Origin of the sequence: Microcoleus sp. ARI1-B5, assembly GCF_036705795.1 — a bacterium.
Taxonomy (GTDB): domain Bacteria; phylum Cyanobacteriota; class Cyanobacteriia; order Cyanobacteriales; family Microcoleaceae; genus Microcoleus.
The window spans coordinates 378,713-402,426 of record NZ_JAUBVK010000003.1; the positions used below are offsets into that span (position 1 = coordinate 378,713).

Annotated in this window: 20 protein-coding genes; 3 read left to right on the forward strand and 17 right to left on the reverse strand. The window is 44.3% G+C overall.

Annotated elements, in window-relative coordinates; genetic code table 11:
- Positions 1 to 307 precede the first annotated feature (307 nt).
- Positions 308 to 1,639: a hemolysin family protein gene (locus QUB63_RS06825; protein WP_332944041.1), complete on the forward strand. Its 1,332-nt coding sequence runs from the start codon at positions 308 to 310 to the stop codon at positions 1,637 to 1,639.
- 327 nt (positions 1,640 to 1,966) lie between these two features.
- On the opposite strand, the gene QUB63_RS06830 is transcribed toward QUB63_RS06825, so the two are convergent.
- From QUB63_RS06830 to QUB63_RS06910, 17 genes are all read right to left on the reverse strand, one after another.
- The gene (locus QUB63_RS06830; protein WP_332944042.1) at positions 1,967 to 3,301 is read right to left on the reverse strand and encodes a hypothetical protein; all 1,335 of its coding nucleotides are present in this window, start codon (positions 3,299 to 3,301) and stop codon (positions 1,967 to 1,969) included.
- Between the two features lie 6 nt (positions 3,302 to 3,307).
- Positions 3,308 to 4,633, reverse strand: coding sequence for a hypothetical protein (locus QUB63_RS06835; RefSeq protein WP_332944044.1), 1,326 nt, complete (start codon positions 4,631 to 4,633; stop codon positions 3,308 to 3,310).
- A 19-nt stretch (positions 4,634 to 4,652) separates the two neighbouring features.
- Positions 4,653 to 5,879, reverse strand: coding sequence for an SGNH/GDSL hydrolase family protein (locus QUB63_RS06840; RefSeq protein WP_332944045.1), 1,227 nt, complete (start codon positions 5,877 to 5,879; stop codon positions 4,653 to 4,655).
- A 4-nt stretch (positions 5,880 to 5,883) separates the two neighbouring features.
- A complete protein-coding gene (locus QUB63_RS06845; protein WP_190734603.1) occupies positions 5,884 to 6,048 on the reverse strand; it encodes a DUF5989 family protein in 165 nt (54 codons plus the stop codon).
- The gene (locus QUB63_RS06850; RefSeq protein ID WP_332944046.1) at positions 6,049 to 6,456 is read right to left on the reverse strand and encodes an SxtJ family membrane protein; all 408 of its coding nucleotides are present in this window, start codon (positions 6,454 to 6,456) and stop codon (positions 6,049 to 6,051) included. It abuts the gene before it with no gap.
- A gap of 361 nt (positions 6,457 to 6,817) precedes the next feature.
- Positions 6,818 to 8,794, reverse strand: a complete 1,977-nt coding sequence (locus tag QUB63_RS06855; protein WP_332944048.1) for a carbamoyltransferase family protein — start codon at positions 8,792 to 8,794, stop codon at positions 6,818 to 6,820.
- A 167-nt stretch (positions 8,795 to 8,961) separates the two neighbouring features.
- Positions 8,962 to 9,447, reverse strand: coding sequence for a hypothetical protein (locus QUB63_RS06860; protein ID WP_332944049.1), 486 nt, complete (start codon positions 9,445 to 9,447; stop codon positions 8,962 to 8,964).
- A 130-nt stretch (positions 9,448 to 9,577) separates the two neighbouring features.
- A complete protein-coding gene (locus QUB63_RS06865; RefSeq protein ID WP_332944050.1) occupies positions 9,578 to 10,498 on the reverse strand; it encodes an NAD(+) kinase in 921 nt (306 codons plus the stop codon).
- A gap of 259 nt (positions 10,499 to 10,757) precedes the next feature.
- Positions 10,758 to 11,699 (reverse strand): 2-hydroxyacid dehydrogenase, encoded by a 942-nt coding sequence (locus QUB63_RS06870; protein ID WP_332944051.1) that lies wholly within the window; start codon positions 11,697 to 11,699, stop codon positions 10,758 to 10,760.
- A 59-nt stretch (positions 11,700 to 11,758) separates the two neighbouring features.
- Positions 11,759 to 12,490: a sulfotransferase family protein gene (locus QUB63_RS06875; protein WP_332944053.1), complete on the reverse strand. Its 732-nt coding sequence runs from the start codon at positions 12,488 to 12,490 to the stop codon at positions 11,759 to 11,761.
- Positions 12,491 to 12,520: 30 nt separating this feature from the next.
- Positions 12,521 to 13,723: an LL-diaminopimelate aminotransferase gene (locus QUB63_RS06880; RefSeq protein WP_332944054.1), complete on the reverse strand. Its 1,203-nt coding sequence runs from the start codon at positions 13,721 to 13,723 to the stop codon at positions 12,521 to 12,523.
- 206 nt (positions 13,724 to 13,929) lie between these two features.
- Positions 13,930 to 14,445, reverse strand: a complete 516-nt coding sequence (locus QUB63_RS06885) for an SET domain-containing protein-lysine N-methyltransferase (RefSeq protein WP_332944056.1) — start codon at positions 14,443 to 14,445, stop codon at positions 13,930 to 13,932.
- Positions 14,446 to 14,694: 249 nt separating this feature from the next.
- Positions 14,695 to 16,251 (reverse strand): hypothetical protein, encoded by a 1,557-nt coding sequence (locus QUB63_RS06890; protein WP_332944057.1) that lies wholly within the window; start codon positions 16,249 to 16,251, stop codon positions 14,695 to 14,697.
- 75 nt (positions 16,252 to 16,326) lie between these two features.
- Positions 16,327 to 20,202 carry a cobaltochelatase subunit CobN gene (gene cobN, locus QUB63_RS06895; protein ID WP_332944058.1) on the reverse strand — a complete coding sequence of 1,292 codons (3,876 nt, stop codon included), beginning with the start codon at positions 20,200 to 20,202 and terminating at the stop codon, positions 16,327 to 16,329.
- 146 nt (positions 20,203 to 20,348) lie between these two features.
- On the reverse strand, positions 20,349 to 21,254 hold the full coding sequence (locus tag QUB63_RS06900) for an EamA family transporter (protein WP_332944059.1): 906 nt from the start codon (positions 21,252 to 21,254) through the stop codon (positions 20,349 to 20,351).
- Complete coding sequence (locus QUB63_RS06905) at positions 21,251 to 21,988, reverse strand: ABC transporter ATP-binding protein (protein ID WP_332944060.1); 738 nt, start codon at positions 21,986 to 21,988, stop codon at positions 21,251 to 21,253. Before QUB63_RS06905 ends, QUB63_RS06900 begins: the two co-directional genes overlap by 4 nt.
- Before the next feature lie 162 nt (positions 21,989 to 22,150).
- On the reverse strand, positions 22,151 to 22,963 hold the full coding sequence (locus QUB63_RS06910; protein ID WP_332944062.1) for an ABC transporter ATP-binding protein: 813 nt from the start codon (positions 22,961 to 22,963) through the stop codon (positions 22,151 to 22,153).
- 34 nt (positions 22,964 to 22,997) lie between these two features.
- Here QUB63_RS06910 and QUB63_RS06915 point away from each other — a divergent pair, with 34 nt between their 5' ends.
- Together QUB63_RS06915 and QUB63_RS06920 are read left to right on the forward strand one after the other, a co-directional pair.
- Positions 22,998 to 23,210: a DUF433 domain-containing protein gene (locus QUB63_RS06915; protein ID WP_332944063.1), complete on the forward strand. Its 213-nt coding sequence runs from the start codon at positions 22,998 to 23,000 to the stop codon at positions 23,208 to 23,210.
- Positions 23,211 to 23,243: 33 nt separating this feature from the next.
- Positions 23,244 to 23,501, forward strand: a complete 258-nt coding sequence (locus QUB63_RS06920; protein ID WP_332944065.1) for a type II toxin-antitoxin system MqsA family antitoxin — start codon at positions 23,244 to 23,246, stop codon at positions 23,499 to 23,501.
- Positions 23,502 to 23,714: the final 213 nt, after the last annotated feature.

Consider the following 23,714-nt stretch of genomic DNA (forward strand, 5'->3'; position numbering starts at 1 on the left):
AGGGATCTCCTGTGACCTCCCCCAAAAACGGATACAAGTTTCCGACAGGAGTCGCCATCCGCCCAAAATTTTAGATCGAAGTTGCAGCTCCGGTGATTCACGGAGCTGCAAGTAAATCTAAAATTCTTCAATCTAAAATCGACTAACCACACCCAAAGACGGATACAAGCCCCCGACTCAAGTTGTGAAGATCGAAAAATTTTAGAGGTTAGGGAGAACTCCCAGATTGTGGCTGCCGAGTCAATCTAAAATCTAAAATCGACTAACCGGGCAGTGCGCTTCGCCTTTACCACCGATAATTTGAGAAATGTCCCCAAGTACCGACCTTCTGATTGTTTTCCTGCTGGTTTTCCTCAATGGCGTGTTTGTGATGTCAGAGATGGCCATCATCTCAGTACGGAAGGTGAGACTGCAACAGATGGCTAACCAGGGTTCGACCAATGCCCGTGTAGCTTTGGATCTGGCTAATGCCCCGAATCAGTTCTTGCCGACAGTTCAAATCGGGATTACGCTGCTGGCTATCCTGTCGGGCGCTTTCGGAGAAACGACCATTGCTAAAAGAGTAGAGCCTCTGTTGCGCTTGATTCCGGCTTTGGCGCCCTACTCTCAGGCGATCGCCTCTGTCATCGCAATTTTAACCATAACTTATCTCACCATAATTATCGGCGAACTCGTGCCGAAGCGGCTGGCCCTCAACAACCCCGAGCCGATCGCCTCAAGCGTCGCTATTCCCATGCGAATGCTCTCAAAAATTGGCGCTCCTGCCGTTTATGTTTTAAGTTATTCCACTGACTTAATCTTGCGGATTATGGGGATTGTGCCTTCAACAGAACCGCAAGTTACAGAGGAAGAAATTAAAGTTTTAATCGAGCAAGGAACAGAGGCCGGCACCTTTGAAGAAGCCGAACAAGACATGGTGGAAAGAGTCTTCCGTTTGGGCGATCGGCGAGTCAGCGCCTTAATGACGCCGCGACCCGATCTTGTCTGGCTCGACCTCGACGACTCAGTAGAAGAAAACCGCCAAAAAATGCTCGGCAGCGGTCATTCTCGGTTTCCCGTCTGTCAGGGAGGGATCGATAACGTTCTCGGTTTAGTACACGTTACCGATATGTTATCTCGCACTTTGACCGGTCAACCCCTCGATTTAAGTGCTTCTTTGCGCCGGCCTTTATTCGTCCCCGAAAGCACCAGAGGTTTAAAAGTTTTAGAGCTTTTCAAGCAATCTAGCAATCAAATTGCCTTGGTGGTAGACGAATACGGCGTCATTCAAGGATTGGTGACTGTCAACGACATTTTAGTCGAACTGGTTGGCGACTTTCCCTCGATTGAAGATGCCGACGAACCGCAAGCCGTGCAGCGCGAGGACGGTTCTTGGCTGTTGGACGGAATGCTGCCGGTCGAGGATTTCTTTGAACTGTTCGGAATTGAAGAATCCTCGTCAGAAAGTAGGGGAAGTTACCACACAATGGGCGGTTTTGTGATTACAAATTTGGGCAAAATTCCGGCATCGGCCGAGCATTTTGAGTGGAACGGTTTGCGCGTCGAAGTCGTCGATATGGACGGCAACCGAGTTGATAAGATCTTGGTAATGCCGCTCGACTCCACGGGCGATCGACCTAAAATCCAACCAAAAACCTAGAAACAGCCCACAAGAAAATTGATTGTGGTGGAACAGTATCCGTAGGGTGCGTCGAAGAAAGACAATCCTCAAGAAAGATCGACAATCTAATAGCGACGCACCTGTTTTTTTCAACGGCCCAGGACACAACCCTCCGTTTCACCCCGCCCAAAATTTTTGTCTTAAGCAAGCTTTTTTATAAATAGTATCAGGTGCGTCGCTACTCGAAAAGTCGATCGACTTTGAGGATTTTTCATGTATCCGCACCCTACGACTACTCAAGAAAATAACTAATGACTAATGACTAATGACTAATGACTTCTTACAAAAATGAGATGCTCCCCTCCCCTACTTCTTATTACTCCTAGCCTCATCCTTCCGCATAGATTCCAGAATAGAACTGCCCACATAATTGCTAAAAACCATCTGTCCAGTTTTATTGTAATGACAGCAACTATCTACATAAACAACCTCTTTAGTCTTGTCAAAAACCTTAACCCCATTCAAAATATTAATCTGATTTTTTCGTAAATTAGAAAACTTACTTAAAAGAGCCGGATAGCCAATTTCAACAGCCTTAGCATAAGGAGTATCCTGATTAAAAGCAATCTGCTTCTCGGCATCGCTAAACACCCTTTTCGTCTGATAATATTGATTGGGCTGAAAAACGTGAAAATAAGGAACGTTGCTAGCCGACAGCACTTTGTGCATAAAAATTGAACTTTTTGCCCAATTCCACGCCATTTCTTCAAAAGCTGCTGCATCATCTAAAATATAATTATTTTTATTATAATAAATAACGCTGCCCTCACCATCTTGTTGCTTTTTGCTGCGTTCTCTTTCAAACCGAATCACATCTTTGCGATAATTGTTAACTAAATTTTGAACGTAAACAGAAGTCAAAGCATCGCACGCAGCTAAAGAGCAGTTCTCTAAACTTTCCAAACCATCATTAATCCTATTTTTAGTTTTTTGAATTTTGATAGTTAATTCCATCGCCTTGAGAGAAAGGCTATTATTAGCCAAGCTAGTCAGCGGCATAAGGTGCTGAATGCTAGGCATCGCCAAATCAATTTTATTTTTATTGTTTAAATTAGAAAGTGCTACTTCATTAAATCCATCTATATTGACCACCAAATCCAGTTCTTGACCTAAAGCCAAAAAATAGTTTAAAATTAATAACTGTTGCGGCTGTTTGTAGCCTCCGGTAGCAAAAGACAAAATTACAAACTCTTTATCCTTTAAACCGGGAAGCTGCTTGAGGTATTGAGCTAAAATTTTATTTTGAACTTCAAATATTCCATAATTAGAAGCCACGGAACCGCCAAAAACTCCGATAATAAATTGATTAGGCTTATTTTTTTTGAAAGGATAGTCGTAGGGAGACATAAACCCGTAATTGTTAACTTTAAAACCGGGGCGAAAATCGGGGCCGGGTTTTTCAATAAATCCAAAAAAAGGATGCAGCCTGTTGACAATAGACTGATTCAGCCGCACTCCTTCTAAATTAATTCCTAAAGCCGACTTATCTTGCGCCTTCGATCTAGTATAGAAAAATTGCTTGTGCTTGACAAAATACCATCCCAGGGAACCGAGTTCGAGGAAAACCAGTAAAAGGGCTAAGTTAATAAAAGTGATTTTTAGGATTTCTTGGCTTTTGTTAATCAACTTAAAATCTTTCATAAATATCTATTTCGACTCTCTTACTACTTTAATAATGGAACTAGAAACATAGTTTGCCAATACTTCTTCTCCCACTGAATTATAGTGGCAGCAGGCATCTTTGTAAACCGTCTCTTTTGTATTGTCTAAAATATTCACTGCGCTAAAAACAGTCACCCCAGCTTTTTGCAAATCATCAACTTTGGACAACAGCACCGGATAACCTTTTTTTACCCCTTCAATGTAAGGGCTCTCTTTGTTAATCGCGATTTCCTTTTCCTTGGCGGTAAACGCTCGCTTAGTGGGATAATACTGGTTGGGCTGGATAAAGTGAAAATACTTAATCTTTCTACTTGATAAAATTTGATTCATCCCGATCGACGATTCGTACCACAGCGATGCCATTTTGTCAAAAGCAGCGCGATCCGGAAAAACAGAGTCAGCTTTGGGAATGTATACTATACCGCTATTTGCCGTGTCAGAGTTGGCTTGTTTGACTTGCGCGTCGTATTTGACAACTGCTTGCTGGTAATCGTTGACTAATTGTTTCACCCGCAGCGAGGTAACGGCGTGACACAAAGCAAATTGACAATTTTGCAATTTGTCAATACCTGCTTTCAACTGTTTTTTGTTGTCGTTAATTTGGACGATGGAACTCATCGCTTCTGGCGATAAGTTGTTGTTGGCTAAACTCGTCAGCCCCTGTATGTGCTGGACGCTGGGCATTCCTATTTGTAGCTGGGCTTTGTTGTTTAAATTTGACAGTGCTACTTCGTTAAAACCGTCAATATTGATGACTAAATCTAACTCTTGACCTAAAGCCAGAAAATAATTTAAAATTAATAATTGTTGGGGTTGCTTGTATCCGCCGTTGCCAAAATTTAAAATCACAATTTCGCGATCGGCAAATTCTGGATTACTCTGCAATTTTTTCGACAATCTTTGATTTATATATTCGTCTACAGCAAAGTTATTGGCAACTGAACCGCCAAAAACTCCGATAATAAATTGTTTTTTATTGGTTTTAACAAACGGATACTCGTACAGGGAAAAAAAGCCTTGTTTGTTGACTTTTAATTTTAATTTTTCGTTGGTAAAAGCACCTTGTTTGAGGACGTAGCCAAAAAACGGGTGCAGTCTTTCTACGATTGATTCATCTAGCCTAATGCCGAGGCGTTCCATATCTTCTACTACTTTTTCTTTACCTTTGGTTCTGGTATAAAAAAACTGCTTTTGGTTGATAAAGTAAAAAGCGAGCGATAAAGCTTCCAGGCAAATAAAGGCGATCGCCAAATTAACAGCGATTAAAATCAACAGATTTTTGCCGTTTTTTAGTACCGTTGAATGTTTCATAAAATTAGACAAATTACGGTTAACGCTTTGGGAGTTGAGACTGCTTCAATTGTTGGCACAAATTTTGGCTGATTTTGATACTGGCCAGTCGGTGTCCGAGTTCGTTCCAGTGGGCGCCGCAGGGTACAGAATTGTCAAAACCGTGGGCGCAAACTTGAAATTTTTCAGCGTAACCTTGGAACTGTTCGGCTAAAGTTAATACCCGAAAACCCTCGCGATTGCCCAACTTTTCCAGCCTCCGGTCGGGATAAAACAAATTCTGAATATTGTTTTCCTGCATAAACTTTTTCCGCTTCGCCGGATCGCGATCGACTTGGATCGGATCGCCAATAACTACCAGCAAGAAATCAGCATTTTTCTGCACTACTTCATTCCGCAGCGTCACGATCGAACCCTCAGTCACCCTCCAAGCATTTTCCCAAACTGCATCCTCTGGAGGCTTGAGATTTTTGGTACTCAAAGCCGTAAAATCCTCAGACAAGTGCCGCTTTTTCCTCTCTATATCGGCTTTTTTCACAACCCGCAAAATCCGCGAATTGTTGACAAGCCACCTTGGTAGCCTGTCAACAAAGGAAACTGCTCTTTCGTTGCGATCGATCGGCGCCCGATTGCGAAAAGACATATCTGGTACTAACTTACCGCTAGCATCATACACAAAAAATGGTCGGTAAAGGTCGTATTCCAATTTGGGCGAATTGTTGATGATATCGTTGCCCGTAAAAAAGGCAAGCACTACAATATCTGGATTATAATCCCACACCTTTTTTCGCAGCATAACTAATTCTTGAGCCGTGCTGTAACCCTGCACCCCGAAATTAATTACCTCAACATTTTTTCGCCCCTTTACAGCCTCGCAATTTCCCAATTTTCGTTCTAATTTAGACCAGAAAGTTTGTTCTACAGGTACGTGAATTGCTTCGGTGAAAGAATCGCCCAAAACTGCCACCCGCAAAGTATTGGGAGGTTTAGGTTTCGCGTGTTCACGATCGCGCAAACCCTCGCTATTCACCTGCACAAAACTCGCACCTTCCTCTTTCCACTCCCCCGACGCACCCGCTTTGAGCTTCCAGCCCAAATCCGGATCGGAAGTGTGGAAATGAGTCGGTGCCGACTCTCCAAAATCTCCTATTTTTGGATAGCCTTTAATCCCCGCCACCCGCAATCCAATTTCACCAATTATTACCCCCATCAATAAACCGCCAAGTGTCAAACCCAAATTGACACCCAAATTTTTTAACTTGCTCATTCTGTCAAAACAAAGTGTAAATAAACGGAGCAATCACAGAACCCTGACTCAATACAATCAAAGCTCCCAAAAAGACTAAAGTCACAATTAATGGCAGCAGCCAATACTTTTGGCGTTCTTTCATAAACGCCCACAAATCTTTGAGAAAGTCTAATGTTGATTCAAACACTTAGAAAGGACGCTCCATGCTAACTTTTGTTCTTGCTTTACTCGGGACGCGGTAAGTATCCATTTTAGGATTGAGTTTCCGCCGCATTGCATCTTCACCAAATAGGCCTTTGATAACTCCCATCGGCCAAATTATCAGGTAAAAAACTATCCCCAAAATAATCGGCGTTTCGATCTTGTTGAGGAGCAGTCCAAACTTCATCCATCCGTGATAAACGGGATTCAGGGATTTCGGCGCAACTAATGCTAGCACAACTAGGACTGCGCAGATTGCCCAGGGCCACCAAGGTATAGAATGCCGCCGCAGTAAAGGTACTGCTAAACCGAAGAGCAGTGCAATCAAGCTGCCAATTAGCAGCCCGAAATCGCGCAGGCCTTTTTTATCGAGTTTTTTAATTTCGTCGCTCATTGTGAAGGAAGAAGGAAGAAGGGAGAGGGAAGAGGTATCAACAATCGTCTAAAACTCTTGATAAATCTCGCTTGTATCCGAGGCTCGATCCCCCTGGCATACCCCCTACTCCCCCTTAAAAAGGGGAGTAGGGGTCGACTTTGACACTCTTGTCCCCCCCTTAAAAAGGGGAGTAGGGGTTGACTTTGACACTCTTGTCCCCCCCTTAAAAAGGGGAGTAGGGGTCGAGTAGGGGGCAAGAATGCGGGGGGATCGGGTCTAATCGTCACACAGCAGTCTGTGATTACATTTGAGATGGTTGTTAAGACGGCTTGACGCTCATCTTTTCTGTTATGAAAAAACTCAAAAACTAACCTTTTTGCTAATCTAGTTCAAATTCATTTTTCCAAGCCTCATCTTGTTTCCAAGGAATTTGTTCGGATTTGGGAATCAAGAAATTCTCTAAAACTAGATAGTCCATTTCGGTGCGCATGAAACAGCGGTAAGCATCCTCAGGAGTGCAAACAATTGGTTCGCCTCGGACGTTGAACGAAGTATTGACTAAAATCGAACATCCCGATCGCTCTTCAAAATGGTTGATTAAGTCATAGTACCGAGGATTGGTTTCTTTGTGAACAGTTTGGATGCGAGCCGAGTAATCGACGTGGGTGACAGCCGGAATTTCCGATCGCGGAATGTTGAGCTTTTCAATGCCAAACAACTGCTCTTGTTCCGCAGTCATGGGAATGCGGAGACTGGCTTTGACTGGAGCTACTAATAGCATATAAGGGCTGGAATGGTCAATCTCGAAATAATCCGCAACTCGTTCGGCTAAGATTGAGGGTGCAAAAGGTCGAAATGATTCCCGATATTTAATTTTCAGGTTCATCACGGACTGCATCTTAGCATTGCGGGGGTCGCCAATAATCGATCGACCGCCCAGAGCCCGCGGCCCAAATTCCATCCGCCCTTGGAACCATCCTACCACATTTCCCTGTTCCAAAATTTCAGCCAACTGTGGCATTAATTCGGCATCGTCCAATCGGTGATAGCTGGCTTTAACAGCATCCAAGTATTCGAGAATTTCTGCGTCAGTAAACCTCGGCCCCAAATATGAACCCCTCATTTGGTCGTGACAAGTTAAATGAGCAACAGACTTCGCCACAGTTGCCACCGCTTGGTTTGCAGTTAGAACTTCCGTTCTCTCCTCAACCGCTGCGTTTGTAGTGATAAGTTCAGTCTTGAGGGATTCTCTACTATTTGCTATCGAGTTCACGCTCACAGTGCGAGTTTGTTCGCAATACTGATACCAAATCGCCAAAGCCGCGCCCAAAGCACCGCCAGCATCTCCCGCCGCCGGCTGAATCCAAATATCTTTGAAAATACGTTCCCGCAAGAGTCGGCCGTTAGCAACGCAGTTGAGAGCAACGCCGCCAGCAAGACAAAGATAATCGACATCCAATTCTTTTTTAACTGTTCTGCAAAGCCGCAAAACAACTTCTTCGGTAACAACTTGAATGGATGCTGCAATGTCCATTTCCCGCTGAGTTAATTTTCCTTCAGCTTTGCGCGGCGGCCCTTCAAAGAGTTCGTCAAATTTCTGATTTGTCATGGTTAAGCCAACAGTGTAGTTGAAATAATCCATGTTCAAACGAAAAGTTCCGTCATCTTTGAGGTCGATTAAATGGGTGAGAATTTTGTCTACAAACTTGGGTTCGCCGTAGGGTGCTAAACCCATGAGTTTGTATTCGCCAGAGTTGACTTTGAAGCCTGTGTAATAGGTGAAAGCTGAATAAAGCAAACCCAAGGAGTGGGGAAAATCGATTTCCCACTGAGGTGTAAGTTGGTTGCCATCTCCCAACCAGACGGAGGTTGTGGCCCACTCGCCCACGCCGTCGAGGCACAAAACGGCGGCTTTTTGAAATGGACTGGGGAAAAATGCTGAGGCTGCGTGGGATTGGTGGTGTTCGGTAAATAGCAGAGATGGCAATTTATTCTTTTTGCAGTTTGCCATTTCTGCAAGCTCTCTTTTGAGCATGGTTTTGAGGTAAAGCTTTTCTTTGAGCCATATGGGCATGGCGGTTAAGAAAGAGCGAAAACCTTGGGGTGCGTAAGCTAAATAGGTTTCAAGAAGGCGCTCGAATTTGACTAAAGGCTTGTCGTAAAAGACTATTCGATCGAGTTCCCGCAATTCTATGTTCGCTTCTTTCAGGCAATAGGCGATCGCATTCTTGGGAAATCTGGCGTCGTGCTTTTTGCGGGAAAATCTTTCTTCCTGCGCTGCGGCGATAATTTCTCCATCGCGAATTAAGGCGGCGGCGCTGTCGTGGTAATACGCCGAGATTCCAAGTATGTTCATCGCTCTCCTCACAAATCGCAATGCGTTTGCTTTTGACTATTTAGAATAGCTAACGATTATAGCTGCTTAAGTGCTGATTGGGAATTGACTTTTGCGATCGCCTCTAATTTTACCTAAATTGAGGCTGGTGGGCGGTTGAGGTCGATCGCCCGTTTGAGAGCATCCAGCTAGCGCCGGCGAATCCTGCGCGCCCAAGCTCTGAAGTAAGTGCCCACCGGGAATTGATAAAATTCAGCTACCAACCACAGCACAATGCCTAAATGGGACAAAAAGGCTAAGCCCGTCCAAGCTGCGGGGAACCACGACAAGCGGCTGCCGGGAATCGGGGGAAAGTAGTAAGCCGAAAGTCCGAGTAAGGTAGTGGGAAGGAAGACTAGACCGATCGCCGCTGCAAAATAGGGCCATCCGAATTCTACGCCTTCGAGGTGTGCTCCTATCCATTTTTTGCCGTTCCAGTGCCATGTTACGGGCGGTTGGCGATCGGCCATTTTCAGCGATTGTCTTTCTTCGCTTGCGGTAAAAATGTGCTGGCAGAAGTTGCAAGCGAGGGCTTCCATCATGGGCATGGTGGAAATTTGACCGGTGCGGCACACGGGACAGGGATATGTATCTTGATGGTTGAAAGGTCGGGTTGATGGTTTGAGAGTCTGCATGGATCGGGCTGCTTGTCAAGATATTGAGTGATCTTAACAGAGTACAGATCAATAGGTTTGTAGTGAGGACTTCAGTCCGACTCAAAGCCATTGGACTGAAGTCCTCACTACAAAAGGTAGATGATTTGGATTAATTGCGGTGATTGTTGCTGTACTGAATTCGGGCTCCGGCCCAGTGAAGTTTTTCCCTCAAAGTGCCGTAATAAGAATAGTTTTCCCGCAAAATGATAAACTTGGCTTCGCAGTCTGCCATCCGCACATCTACGCGCTGTCCCGGCCAAATTGCTGTACCCAAAATGCCGTCAGTCCAGAGTTTTGTGCTGAGTTCGTAATCTGCTAAAGGCCAAATGCTGACGACTGAACCGGGCGGCAGGACGATCGCCCGACTGGATAAACTCAAAGGGCAAATCGGAGTAACTGCGATCGCGTCCATTCCAGGGTGGATAATCGGCCCGTTGGCAGATGCGGTGTAGCAAGTCGAACCGGTGGGAGTTGCCACAATTAAACCGTCGCCTTGATATTGATCGACTACTTCGCCGTCAACTTCCATTTCTAGAATACAGCTCGGCATTCGATCGGCAGAAGCAGGTTTGACGCACATTTCATTAAGTGCCAAAAATCGATCGCTTTCCGGTTCAAGATTAGTTCTGTTTCCCTCAAAAATCGCCGCCTGCAACATCATCCGCTTCTGCACAGCATACCTGTCTTCCGAAAGTCTGTCCCAAATCTCCTCAGTATTTTGGAAATCCTCAAAAGACTCGGTTAAAAAGCCCAGATGTCCCCCCACATTCGCAGCCAAAATCGGGATGCCGTCAGCCGCCAAATTCCGCGCAGCAGCTAGGGCCGTACCGTCGCCCCCCAGCACCACCGCTAAATCAATTGGGCTGTTACTAGAAGCTAAAAACACCGGATACGGGTTATCTTTCGGGCCGCTGGGGCCCATTAAAACGTGACACCCGCGACTTTCTAACTGGCGGGCACACTGTTCGGCCCACCGCTGGCTGAGGGTATCTCTGGCTTTGTGGGCGATAATTACTTGTTTTAGTTGCACAACCTATCGATTTTAGATTTTAGATTTGGGATTTTCGCTTTTTAGATTTTAGAGTCAGCCTCAAATCTACCATCGCCATTGTAGACCTGAAAATTTGTACCAGGGACGGCAATATAAAGAGAGAGGGCTGATGTAGTAGAGTTATTGTCTTTCAGAACGACAAATCAAAAGCCATACACAGCCGACGTTCTACATACTAACACAGTTGCAATGCCTACTACCAGAAATAAAAGTGACAATTGTGCAATTGAACCAGATGTCAATAACCTTGCTTCAAGTCAACCAAATTTTTCAATGGTTTGCCTTGTTTAAATTTCATAAGAGTATCAATAATTTGATCTGCTAATTCACTAGGTATACCAGCAGCAGATATGTGAGGAGTAACTATAATTCTAGGATGATGCCAAAAAGGATGATCTTTTGGCAATGGCTCAGTACAAAAACAATCCAGAAAAGCTCCTGCAATTTTACCAGAATCTAATGCACTGAATAAATCTGCTTCTACTAAGTGCTTTCCTCTACTAACATTAACTAAGTAAGCTGGTTGAGACAATGCAGAAAATGTATCAGCATTAAGAATATTTTCGGTTTCTGATGTTAGCGGCAACAAACACACGAGTACGCGACACTTACTCAAAAAAAGTCTAAATTGATCTTGTCCATAGAAGCACTTAATTCCTGCAATTTCTTTAGGGGTTCGACTCCATCCTCGGACAGATAAACCAATATCTCTAAGTCTTTTAGCTACTGTTGAACCAAAAGCGCCCAAACCCATAATTCCCACGGTGAATGATTGAGAATTGGATATAGACAAATATGCCCATTGTTGCGACCGCTGTAATTGTTGATAATCAAATAATCTCCTATGAAAAAACAAAACAGCTAAATTGACATATTCAGCCATTTGTAATGTTTTAGCGGGCGAAACAAGACGAACAATTGAGATATTATGAGGTAAATTTTGGTCTCTTAAAATATGATCTACACCAGCTCCTAAAGAAATAATCAGCTTAAGATTGGGAAATTTTAGCAATGCTCCCAGTGGAGGTTTCCATGCTAGGGCGATCTCAACATCTTGAAACTTTCCACAATCCGGGAAAACTCGCAAATCTATATGGGGCATAGATTTTTTTAATTCTGCAATTAATTCTACAAACCAAGTATCTGTAGGCTCTATTTCTCCAATCAGTAGCACTGCCATTACTTATATTTTCTATACTTGCTTAATTTTCATTTTGTACGGCATCTTTATTTAAAAGGTTACAATGAGAAAGAAGCTACTTTTTGATAAATTATCATCGCATTTTCAATCATTTCCATATCTTGAGGACGGATTTTTATGTCAATATTTTTAGGAGGAAGTATTGTTTTACTACTATGTAATGTTTGGCGCCATTTTTGGTAAAACTCTTGTGAATGAGAATGTCCTTGTTTCATAATACTATCATTCCATTCAAGCATGGCTGGCTCAAATTCTATACCAATTTGGTGACAATAAGACTTCAATATTGTTGTCGGCTCATGACGAAAACGATTAGCTTCTACTAAAATCGGTTTTTGTTTTAATTGTATCGTCACTATAGTCCACATTCGCTCTAAGGCGACAAAGCCTAACTCCTCTTCAGTAGGATAATACATTCCTACACGATACCAAGGATCGATTACTTCTTTCGGATTGCGCAAAAGAAAAGTATTAGTACAACAATTCAAAAAATTTTGAGGGAGATCATAAGGTAGTGCTTCGTAAGCAAAGTCTTTAAAAAACACCAAAGGAGCTATTGTGGATTTAATCCTATTAATTACTTTTTGTTTGTTAGTGTTAAGTCGTGTTTCATCCTCTCCCATACTCTTAGAACGTCGCCATTTACTAAAGTAATAAATATCAGCAAAGGGTTCGTGTATGATTTCTGTGTCTTGACGTTGAGAAAAAGTTTTGAGAAAAGCATTTGAGCAAGACCTTGGTGCAGTCCATAATCCTACAATTTTCGACATTTCACATCTCCATAATACAATTAACTAAATTTAGCTGAGATTTGAAACCACTGCTTGAATTACTTCTTTTGTGACTAAACTACTTAACCTTAAATAACCTTCTCCACTCTTACCAAACAAACAACCAGGAATACCAACAATGCCCATTTCCTGTAATAGTTTCTCGAAGAATTGCCAAGATGTCATTGTTCCTAGTGCTTTGAGCCAGATATAAGGATTATCTGTACCACCAAAACAATTAAAAGCCTGGTTTGACAAGGCTTGTCGGAGAAGACGAGTATTAGTTAGATAATAGTCAATATTTTGTTGACATTCTTTTTGACCTTGTGCGGATAATACAGCAATGCCACCTTGTTGGGCTAAATTAGAAGCTCCCCAGAACTTAATTGAATTTCTAATGCTCCACATCTGATTTAGTTCTCCGAATGTAGTATTTTTAATGGTGAGGGTATGGGGAACTACAGACCAACCCAACCTCAAACCAGTAAAGCTGGAAATTTTGGAGAAACTATTAATTTCGATCGCGCATTCTTTAGCCCCCTCGATTTCATAAATACTCCTGGGAATGTTGGGGGTATTCACAAACCAGCTATAAACTGCATCAAAAATAATTACAGCTTGATGGCTTCTGGCATAGTCAACAAAGCCTTTAAGTTGTTCTTTTGTAGCAACTGCTCCCGTAGGATTGTTGGGAAAGCACAAATAAATTAAATCTACCTTTTGTTTGGGAGGTGGTGGTACAAAATTATTTTGTTCGTCACAATGCAATTCAATAAATTGGCTTCTCCCTGCTAATAAATTTCCCTCAACAAAAGAAGGATAAGTAGGGTTTTGCAGGGCCACAGAATTATCTAAACCAAAAAGTTCTTGGAGATTAGCTGAAGATGATTGTGCGCCGTCACTAACAAAAATTTCTGAACTATCAAACTCAATACTTAGTTTTTGTTGGTAATATTTATGACAAATAGCTTTTCTCAGTTCTGGATTGCCATTAATATCTTCATAGCCTGTATAAGTGTTGAAATTTCCTAACTTTGTTGCTTCATCAATTAAAGCTCGAACTACTATTGGTGGTAATGGCTGACTCGTGTCACCCCAGGCCATCATATAGATTTTTTTTGAGGGATAGGAGGCTTGAAAAGTTTTGACTCTGCCAACAATCTCTCGATTAAAGGTTTCGTTATAGGTAGAGCCAGTAGTTAACTGACTCAGAGCGATATTGGGTGTTGCCATCTCATTAGTAATTTGCTGTCTTGGAATCAAGCTTAAGCTGTCGCGCATTTAAATTGTATATTCGGAGCGGGCTAGAAGCCCAACCCCTACTCCCCACAAGAGTTTGATTGTTTTTTGACATATAATTTAAATGCAGAACAGCTTATTCCGTTCAAAGTTTCTTTAGAATATAATCCCAGCTTTTGGAAACGTTTTTTCTCCTTAGTTCATAGTTTTTTACTAATGTGTTCAGCTAACCTATATTTTTTAAGAATATCTTTGGACAAATATGATGCTCCTTGAATTTTCTCCAGACATTTTTCACTCCCGCACAGACAATCAAATCCTTGTTCCATAGACCACTCTGTAGATGGATAAAAGAATGTTATTGCTTCATCCATATCAATTTTTCTCAAACAGGTAACCACCATATTCATAGTGTCAAAAAAAACATTAGGGTCACAACTATGATTGATATACTGCAAAAAATTTGGAACTAGCAAAATATGTTTTGTATCGTCGATTTGAACTGATAAATAATTAGGTTTTTCGACATATCCCTCAATACCTATTTGAGCAATAACATCGCCAGGTAGAATCTCAATCCTCGAATGTAGAGATTTTGCTCCAGTTTGTTTGCATTCCCAAATTTCTGCAAAAGAAGATACTTTCTCCTTTTTAAATTGTTGATGATTATTGATGACGGAGTAATATTTTTTGGTTCCGTTTTGATTTTTTAGCATGATAAATATATTTATTGAACAGTTGAAGGGAGTATCAAAGGCTGAGGGAGTTTGAAATTAAACCAAGGTGACATACTCCCTCACCAAATCAAAGATTATGGCCTAGGGATTCTCGTCTGCCTAGCTAATCACACCTTTGACTTCAGATGACTGATATCGAAGGCGGTACTTTAGCCTTGAGAAAGGATACCACATATTGAACTATTCTCGACAATCGGTCGGCAGAGCTGGCAATGAGAAATTATTTTCTCACCCGTCGATACTTCGGGATTTCGGGCGCGGCCAGATAATGCTGGAATCGGAGGCGAGTAGGCGAGAAACTGCGATCGCCCCAAAGTGGTTGAGATGGCTGGGGTCAAAAAAATAGTCGTTGCGGCCAGGCCACCGCTGCGACAAGTCCCGGAAAGCGAAGCCTTTTTGGCGCGAGAGTTGCTGCATTCGCTGCCGAAACTGCTGTTCTGCCCACCGGCGAGTGGGATCTAAGTAGTCGTCGGTGAGGGGCAGATTGACGAAAATTAGGGGGATTTTGCGAGTTTTGGTAAATGCTACAACTGAATTAAAGGCTGTTGCTTGTTCGCCGCCGAGGTTGAAGTCTTCGTAGTCGCGATCGTACTGGCCTGAAACGTAAGCGCGTTGTCGATAATATGTGTTGGGATTGTAACTTCCCGACATAGGCATGAATCCGTTAGAGTCGATCGCATCTGCCAATTCGCTGACTTGTCGGATGGCTACTGTTGTCGGCTGCGAGACTGGAATTAATTGTGCTTTTTGGGTTTTGAAAGATGCTGCGATCAATTTTAACTTATATCTTGCAGCATTCTCGGCATGGAGCCCGCCCGGATCGGGTCGATCGACAGATGCCTGTGCTCGGCGGAAAGTGCCGCCGCCACCGGTGTTGCAGGGCTGCGGGAATCTGTAACACTGGGGAATCGCGTTAGGTTCATCGGACGGGAGTTTGGGGCGGACGCCTGCGGCTAAAAGCTTGCTGCCTTCAGAATCGACGATCGAATTAAAAGTGCGATCGTCCCGGCCGCTGTTAAATGCGCGCACACCGTCCGCCCAGACAATCATTTGAGGCAAATGATCGGGCTTTAAAAGTCGCCGCAGTTGAAAGTCAACTACTTGGGCAGTTGCGCCGTTGACGGCAAAGTTAAATACTTTTAAACCCGGACGCCCGTTAGCCGCCAAAGATTGTTTTAGCTGTTTGGGATCGACGCCCTGCAATGCGCGGGAACTACCGACAATCAAAACATCTGGCGGCCCGACGGCTGCAACGTAGGATAGGTAAAGTTCTAGCTGTTCGTCCAGCAAATCGCTGCTGAAACTGACGGTACTGGCTTGCGATCGGGTTGCGCCCGCTTGCTGTTGCGAATAAACCAGGTTTTTCATGTACTCGATGACTTTTTTCTCGGCAAACGCCCGTCTGGGACTGCCGGGGGGAACCGCTTGCATCCAAGCGACGGCCTGCACCCACAGGGCGGCTACTTCGTCCCACTCTTGTTTTGAATTGGCAGATTGAGCCAAATTCGCGGCCTGGGTGGCAAAGTTAACTGACTCCGCAAAGCCATCGTTTTGGGGGCAGGAGGGAACGCTGAGGGATTTTTTGGTTTTGTTGGGGTTTTTAGCTAACACAGAGGTTGGTGGCTGCGCTAGGACGGAGGATGATGCGATCGGGCTAGATGCCGCTGCGGTGTTGGGCGGCTTGGGTGGCGAACATCCGACTGTGGTTAGCGCGATCGCGGCGGCTGCGGCGCAGGTACGTTTTAAGATGCTGGTACTGAGGTTAGCAATGTAGCGGCGAATCATACAGCTTTCACCGTTCGCGAAACATTAGTAGATATTACCGCAAACTGCCGAAAGTCTCTCGCTGCGATCGCGACCTTAATTGCGTATTTCGGTATGGGATTCGATGACTGCTTCGGCTTGCAGGGCGATCGACCTCAATTTATCAAGCGTATCGCGATCGGCACTCTGCCACAACCCCCGCTGGCGCGCTTCTAGCAATCTTTCCGCCATATCCCGCAGCGCCCAAGGGTTATTTTCCTGGATAAATCCCTGCACTTTTTCATCAAAAATGTAAGCCTCTGCAATTCCTGCATACATAAAATCTTCTACACAATTTGCCGTAGCATCGTAAGCAAACAAAAAATCCACCGTTGCAGCAATTTCAAAAGCACCTTTGTAACCGTGGCGCATCGCCCCTTCAATCCATTTCGGATTTACCGCCCTGCTGCGGTAAACCCGCGCAATTTCTTCTTTCAGTTGCCGCACTTTCGGATTCTCGGGAATCGAGTTATCGCCGAAATAAGTTTCAGGATTTTTCCCTTGCAAATTGCGAATTGCCGCAGTCATTCCGCCTTGGAATTGATAATAATCGTCGGAGTCGAGGATGTCGTGTTCGCGGTTGTCTTGGTTTTGCAGAACTATTTGCATTTGGCCGAGGCGCTGTGCAAATGCTTCCGGTGCACAACATCCCCATTCACTCTGTTGAACTCCTGCTACATCTCCCGGTAAATTTGATGAACTAGAGGAAGTATAGGCGTAACTGCTCCAATTAATGTAAGCTGTTGCTAAATCGCCGTCGCTTGTCCAGTTTTGAGCTTCAATTATGCCCTGAAGTCCCGCACCGTAAGCCCCAGGCTTAGAACCAAAGACTCGAAATTGCGATCGCACTTGCGCATCTTCCCTACTCACTCCTAGCGATTCCCAATACAAAACCTCTTCCTTAACTTGCGCTGCTAAAGGATTGTCTTCCGCCGATTCATCCAAATCTGCCACAGCTTTCACCGCAGAGTCAAACAAATCAATTAAATTAGCAAAAGCATCGCGGAAAAATCCAGAAATCCGCAAAGTAACATCAACGCGCGGCCGCCCCAAAACAGAAACAGGCAAAATTTCAAAATCTACAACTCGGCGCGAAGGCCCATCCCATATCGGTTGAACTCCGATTAATGCTAAGGCTTCCGCGATGTCGTCTCCCCCCGTCCGCATGGTGGATGTTCCCCACACTGACAAACCCAAACTTTTGGGATATTCGCCGTTTTCTTGAGTGTATCTTTCGATTAAAGTTTCGGCCGCAACTCTGCCAACTCTCCAAGCAGTTTCTGTGGGAATGGCGCGGATATCTACCGAGTAAAAATTGCGGCCTGTGGGCAATACATCGGGTCTGCCGCGGGTGGGCGCGCCGGATGCGCCGCTGGGGATGTGTCGCCCATCCAATCCGCGCAACAGGTTGGTAATTTCTTGGTTTGTTTGCAGGAGTGAAGGTAAAAGATAGTTGGCAATCCAATCTAATTCTTGTTGGGTGGCTTCTCCTATTTTAACCAGAGATAGACGCGGATGAACGCGGATGTTTTTAATTAAATCATCTACTAATTCTGCGGCTGTTTGTTCTAATTCGGCGGTTAAATCGCCTGCGGTGGTTAAGGGATCGAAATCTAGATTTAAGTCTTGGGCGAGGGAGCGGGTTAAGCCGGAACGATTTGTGCTAGGATGGCGGGCGATCGCAATTATCAAATCTCTCAACTGTCTACCTTCGGGACACTGCCCGAAAATGTGCAATCCGGATCGGATTTGCGATTCTTTGAGTTCGCAAAGATAGCCGTCTGTGCGGGTGATAAATTCTGTGAATTCCGATTTATTTAGTTGGATTCCTAAGTCTTTATCTAAGTTTTCTTTGTTGGTGAGGGCGACGATGCGATCGCGAATCATCGGCAATCTGGACGGATCTAAGCTTTGGGCTTCGCAATATTCGTCGATTAAGGCTTCCAACTGCTGCAAAGGCCCGTAGAGTTCGGCGCGAGTCATCGGCGGTGTCAGGTGGTCGATTATCACAGCTTGCGATCGTCTTTTTGCCTGGGAACCTTCCCCCGGATCGTTGACAATAAACGGATAAAAATTCGGCAGCGCGCCCAATGCTACTTCTGGATAACATTTATTAGATAATGCGACACTTTTACCGGGAAGCCATTCTAAATTGCCGTGTTTTCCCGCATGAATTATCGCATCTATTCCCAACTTTTCTCGCAGCCAATAATAGTAAGCTAGATAATTGTGGGTAGGTTCCAAATCTGGCGCGTGATAATTTAAGGCAGGGTCAAGTTCGTAGCCGCGCGAGGGTTGAATTCCCACAAATACATTGCCGAATTGAATTCCCGGAATCGGAAAAAACGTATTGTTAGTTATTGAATTTTGTGCATAGCTTCCTGGTAATCCCCATCTTTTGCAAATCCCATCCTGTACTTGCTGCGGCAAAGTAGCAAAATATTGTTCGTATTCTGCCAAATCCAAAGATTGACGAACAGGCTGCAAATCGCGTCCTTCCGGGTCATTTGTCACGCCCGAAGTCAACTGTTCAATTAACTCGTTGCCGCTAGCGGGGATGTTTTCAACTTGATAGCCGGCTTGCTGCATAGCTTTGAGGATTTCCACGCAGCTAGCGGGCGTATCTAAGCCGACGCCGTTGGCTAAGCGGGCGTTGCGGGTGGGATAGTTTGCGAGAATTATGGCGATGCGTCTGTTAGCGGCTGGGGTTTGTTTCATCTTCACCCAATTCGCGGTTAAATCTGCTACAAATGAAATGCGATCGCCCGCTGCGACATAGCCTACTACATCTGTTTCTAATTCGCTGTTCCAAGTCTGTACGGCTTTAAAAGAAACCGCGCGAGTAATGATTTTACCATCTACTTCTGGCAGTGCGACATTCATCGCCACATCGCGGGGGGAAAGTCCTTGCAATTCAGTTTCCCACTGTTCCAAACCGCCGCCGCTGAAGATTGCTTGCAATACTGGAACGTCTAAGCATTTTAAGCTGTTTTGTTCCGGTTCTTGACTGCTGAAACCGGAGACAGCAAAACTTGTGGTGTTGAGCAATAATTGAATTGGTTCTGAGTCTTTGGGTGTAAAATATTCCAGCAATTCTACTTGCAAATCTGGTTCCCGCAGCGAAGACACAAAAACGGGAACCGGTACTAAGTTTCGCTCTGTTAGAGCTTGACAAAGTGCATCGATTGGTGCTAAATTTCCTGATAAGTAATGAGCGCGATAAAATAAAATTCCGACTTTAGGCTGGGTTAGTAAGCCCGCAGATCCCCCCCAGCCCCCCTTAATAAGGGGGGAGCCAGAAGTTGTCAAAGTCCCCCGGGAGGGGGATTTAGGGGGATCTGAATCTGGTTGGAAAGTTTCAAAACTGGCCCCCGCGCGTCCATCCCACTCATAAATCCCCACCCGAGAAACTGTTTGCGGTAGCGGCGGATTGTAGGAAGTTTTCAGACAAATATCAGCGGTAAACTTGAGTGCATTAACAAAGTTTTGGACTCCGCCTTCTGTGAAATAGCGCCACAGTCTATTTACTGCTGACAGCGATACATTGGAATGGCTGATTAAATCGGGATCTGGACTGTCTTCTCCCGGCATTACAATCAGTGATGCCTTAGTTTTCTGCACCGTTTCCCGCAGAATTTCTAACCCGTAAGACCAATAAGAACGCCCTCCTAACAGTCTTAAGATTATGACCTCTGCGCGTTCTAAAACTTCCTCGGCATAAGTATCAATTGTTAGTTGTTGCTGCAACTGAAGCAGGTTTACTGCGCGCAGTTTGGGGAATGCTGCCGGCATTTTGGATGCCGCCGCTGCGAGAGTTTGAATGTCGGTGTCAGCAGCACTAATAAATACTATTGGTGCGGGGGTTTGCTGAATAAAAATTACTCCTTCTGCTTGAGGGTTCCAACCTCCCGGTGTGGCGGCTATTTTGTGCATTAATTTTTTTTATGTTAATAAATAGTGAGAGAAAGTGCGATCGCCTTTACTATAACATGACTTATACATAAATAAAGGCTAGGGCGTGTTTGCCAACCCGGACATTCCCGCCCAACCGAGAGAGGGCCCGCACGGGGGCACCGCCCCTACATTCGGGGGAGAATGAGCGTCAAATTCCCGGAAATCTCATCCGATAAACTGATAAATAAAACTCCCAAAATCATGATTCCGGCCCCTAATAATCTTTCTTGAATATCTTTTTCCTTAAAAATGAAATGACCGAACAATACACCCATTAACACGCTAGTACGCTTAAGGGCCGTCACTCGCACTACGGAAGTTAATGTCAAAGCTTGCATTTGAAAAATTACTCCAGTAGCATTGATAAACCCCATAGCAGCTAGCATTGGTAATTGTTTGAGAATTTGTCGCCCTGGATTTGGGGTTTTGTGCAATAAAACTGGCAGTAGCAAAACACTCATTGTACCAAACAAAGAGAATACCCAAAAAATAGGGTAGGAATTTGTAACTCCTATTTTGTCACAATTTGAGGCAATACTCCAGAGAAATGCGACGATTAACATCAATTTTGGCCCGGCTTCATTCAGCAGTGCTTTGAATGGAGCTAAATATCCTTTAGATTTCTCTTTGATATTTAATAAATAAGAGCCTGCTACGATTAGTAAAATGCCAATATAATCAAAAAGTTTGGGATATTCACCGACCATTAACGGTGAAGTTAGCAACATAAATAAGGGTGTCAAAGCTACCATCGGTAGTGTCAGGGATAAATCTGATAGTTTGATGGCTTTGATGTAGAGGAGGGCTGTGAAAGCGTTGATGCCACCTCCGATTAATAGGGCGAGCCAAAATTGAGAGTTTAATGGCGGAATTCCTGTATAAAGTACCCAGGGAATCAAAAAGATGACTGAAAAAAATGAGAAAGACCAAGCGACGACATATTCGTCACTTTTTTGGAGGTTTTGTTTGCCAAGAACGTCTTTGACGGCTTCAAAGAAAGCGGTCAAGATTCCTAAAATTAACCAAGTCATCCTAAGTATGCCCTCCTAACTCGATCGTCGTTTAGCAAATCTGATGCCAGGCCTGTGAGAGTAATGTTACCAGCTTCTAGCACGTAACCCCGATCGGCAATTTGGAGTGCTAAATTAGCGTTTTGTTCGACTAACAAGATTGTAACGCCCGTAGAGCGCAGGTTTTGAACGATCGCGAAAATTTCTTTGACGATCGCGGGTGCTAAGCCTAAACTGGGTTCGTCTAATAATAGCAGTTTCGGGCGGCTCATGAGCGCGCGGGCGATCGCCAGCATTTGCTGTTCCCCGCCGCTGAGGGTTCCTGCTAGTTGGGTGCGCCTTTCTGCTAGGCGCGGAAATATCTCGAATTGGCGGGCTAAATCGGCTTTTACGGCCACAGAGTCCGATCGAATATAGGCCCCCAATTCCAAGTTAGCCAACACCGTTTGCTGCGCCAAAACCCTTCGCCCTTCTGGACTGTGCGCGATTCCCAATTTTACCGCTTCGTGCGCTTGGCGGCGCGTCATATCGCGCCCGCTGTAGATAATTTGTCCTTGTCGCAAATTAACTATTTTAGAAATCGCTCTCAGCGTCGTACTTTTCCCCGCACCGTTAGCGCCGATGAGACTGACAACTTCCCCCGCCTTCACGGTTAAATTGATATTTTGCAGAGCTTGAATTCCTCCGTAATTTACACAAAGGTTTTTTAGTTCTAAGAGGATGTTTTCTTTTGCTTGGATTGGGCTGTGTTGCATTTATTGTAACTTTTAATTTGAGGTATATTCTGATTTTCGGTTGGGCGGGGGCGGGTTTATGATATCGTGGATTTTAGGCAATTATTGGCAGGTTTACCCGCCCCTACAGAATGGGTGAAAATGGTTGCCAATGTGAAGGAATTTTATCTAATTTTAATTTATTTAATTTTCATCTCCCAAATAAGCCTCGATCACAGCCGGATCGTTCCTGACAACAGCAGGCTCGCCCAAGGCAATTAGCTGACCAAAATGCAAGACGGCAATTCGATCGCACAATCCCATAACTAGCGGTACGTGATGCTCGATCAATATTACAGTTAAATTGAATTGTTGGCGCACTTCGCGGATAAATTCACTTAACTTGTGCTTTTCATTCGGATTCATCCCCGCCGCTGGTTCATCTAACAGCAAGATTGTCGGTTCTAGGGCTAAGGCGCGGGCAATTTCTAAGCGCCTCTGGTCGCCGTAGGGCAGGTTTTTGGCTTGGGAGCCCGCGCGATCGCCCAATCCGACCAAATCCAACAATTCCAGGGCTTTCCGCTGGGTTTTGCGCTCCATTGCGTTAGATTCTGGTAAGCCGAAAATCCCCGATAGTAGCGATAATACCGGATTTTGCGATCGGCTGTGGATGTGTCGGGCGATCGCCACGTTTTCTAAAGCTGAAAGTTCCCCAAACAACCTAATATTTTGAAATGTTCGCGCAATACCTTTATTCGCAATTTGATAAGGCCGCAATTTGGAAATATTTTCGTCTTGATAAATCAGATTGCCGCTAGAAGCAGGTATCAGTCCAGTCATTACATTAAACAGAGTCGTCTTGCCAGCCCCGTTAGGGCCGATCAATCCAAAAATCTCGTGTTTTTGAACTGCAAAAGATACGTCGTTTACCGCCACTAAACCGCCGAAGCGGCGAGTCAATCCTTGGGCTTCTAAGACGGGAGTGCTTTTTGAGAGGGTAAGTGGTTGGGAAATCATCAATCAAATATGATAGAATGGCGATTATCTAATTATGCCTCAAATTATGGACGCTCAAAAACTTTTAGAACGAATCACAGTAAACCCCAAAATATTTAACGGAAAACCGATTATTCGAGGTCGCCGTCTGGCTGTTGAGCATATTCTAGGAATGCTAGCAGCCGACGATACTACTGAAACCATTTTAGAAGGCTATTTCTGGCTACAACAAATAGAAGATATTCAAGCTTGTCTAAATGTCGATTGAGAATCAGAAATCCGGGATAAAGAGGATAAATTTATGCGGGAAATTCGATGCAATACCTGCGGTAGTAACCACCATGACGAACGTAGCATCAATTACCTTTACAGTCACAAAGGTAAATACTTGCTAGTTCCTAACACGCCAGTTGAGATTTGTCTTGATTGCGGTACGATTTATTATGATGCAGCAGTTCTCAAAGAAATTGAGCGCCGTTTTTTTGCTATTCACCAGCAGCATGAAATGCCCGATTCATATATCCAAATTCCCAGCAAAAGTTACACTTCATTCAGTTGACAGTTGACAGTTGACAGTTGACAGTTGACAGCACTTGACAAAGGAAGGAAGAGGATTGGAGGAATGAATTGTCTGATTTTAATTTCTCCCGAAGAAGCTTGGGGCTTTAAACCAATTATTTGTGGTAAATAATTTTTGGTTGGTTGTGGAAGATGCGATCGCCCTAAATTCGAGATTTCCCGATCGCCCGTGGCAGCATTTAAAATAGATTCA

Bases quoted from the DNA above. Each gene is read 5' to 3' on its own strand.
- QUB63_RS06825 (WP_332944041.1), top strand. From the start codon at position 308: ATGTCCCCAAGTACCGACCTTCTGATTGTTTTCCTGCTGGTTTTCCTC.
- QUB63_RS06830 (WP_332944042.1), bottom strand. From the start codon at position 3,301: ATGAAAGATTTTAAGTTGATTAACAAAAGCCAAGAAATCCTAAAAATC.
- QUB63_RS06835 (WP_332944044.1), bottom strand. From the start codon at position 4,633: ATGAAACATTCAACGGTACTAAAAAACGGCAAAAATCTGTTGATTTTA.
- QUB63_RS06840 (WP_332944045.1), bottom strand. From the start codon at position 5,879: ATGAGCAAGTTAAAAAATTTGGGTGTCAATTTGGGTTTGACACTTGGC.
- QUB63_RS06850 (WP_332944046.1), bottom strand. From the start codon at position 6,456: ATGAGCGACGAAATTAAAAAACTCGATAAAAAAGGCCTGCGCGATTTC.
- QUB63_RS06855 (WP_332944048.1), bottom strand. From the start codon at position 8,794: ATGAACATACTTGGAATCTCGGCGTATTACCACGACAGCGCCGCCGCC.
- QUB63_RS06860 (WP_332944049.1), bottom strand. From the start codon at position 9,447: ATGCAGACTCTCAAACCATCAACCCGACCTTTCAACCATCAAGATACA.
- QUB63_RS06870 (WP_332944051.1), bottom strand. From the start codon at position 11,699: ATGGCAGTGCTACTGATTGGAGAAATAGAGCCTACAGATACTTGGTTT.
- QUB63_RS06875 (WP_332944053.1), bottom strand. From the start codon at position 12,490: ATGTCGAAAATTGTAGGATTATGGACTGCACCAAGGTCTTGCTCAAAT.
- QUB63_RS06880 (WP_332944054.1), bottom strand. From the start codon at position 13,723: ATGGCAACACCCAATATCGCTCTGAGTCAGTTAACTACTGGCTCTACC.
- QUB63_RS06885 (WP_332944056.1), bottom strand. From the start codon at position 14,445: ATGCTAAAAAATCAAAACGGAACCAAAAAATATTACTCCGTCATCAAT.
- QUB63_RS06890 (WP_332944057.1), bottom strand. From the start codon at position 16,251: ATGATTCGCCGCTACATTGCTAACCTCAGTACCAGCATCTTAAAACGT.
- cobN (WP_332944058.1), bottom strand. From the start codon at position 20,202: ATGCACAAAATAGCCGCCACACCGGGAGGTTGGAACCCTCAAGCAGAA.
- QUB63_RS06900 (WP_332944059.1), bottom strand. From the start codon at position 21,254: ATGACTTGGTTAATTTTAGGAATCTTGACCGCTTTCTTTGAAGCCGTC.
- QUB63_RS06905 (WP_332944060.1), bottom strand. From the start codon at position 21,988: ATGCAACACAGCCCAATCCAAGCAAAAGAAAACATCCTCTTAGAACTA.
- QUB63_RS06910 (WP_332944062.1), bottom strand. From the start codon at position 22,963: ATGATTTCCCAACCACTTACCCTCTCAAAAAGCACTCCCGTCTTAGAA.
- QUB63_RS06915 (WP_332944063.1), top strand. From the start codon at position 22,998: ATGCCTCAAATTATGGACGCTCAAAAACTTTTAGAACGAATCACAGTA.
- QUB63_RS06920 (WP_332944065.1), top strand. From the start codon at position 23,244: ATGCGGGAAATTCGATGCAATACCTGCGGTAGTAACCACCATGACGAA.